Below are 229 nucleotides of genomic sequence, written 5' to 3'. Positions count from 1 at the left end.
AGTGTGGCCGATCACCCTCTCAGGTCGGCTACGCATCGTCGCCTTGGTAGGCCGTTATCCCACCAACTAGCTAATGCGCCGCGGGCCCATCCTGCAGTGACAGCGTAAGCCGTCTTTCAGAGTTTGTCCATGCGGACAAACTGATTATTCGGTATTAGCCCCGGTTTCCCGGAGTTATCCCCATCTGCAGGGCAGGTTGCCCACGTGTTACTCACCCATCCGCCGCTAA

1 rRNA gene is annotated in these 229 nt (G+C 57.6%); it reads right to left on the bottom strand.

Annotated elements, in window-relative coordinates:
* Positions 1–229, bottom strand: a 16S ribosomal RNA gene (locus J4G36_RS18385); the annotation flags it as partial.

Origin of the sequence: Sporosarcina sp. 6E9 (genome assembly GCF_017921835.1) — a bacterium.
Classification (GTDB): domain Bacteria; phylum Bacillota; class Bacilli; order Bacillales_A; family Planococcaceae; genus Sporosarcina.
The sequence above is the reverse complement of the archived record's forward strand: the minus strand, read 5'-3'. Positions and strand labels throughout refer to the sequence as shown.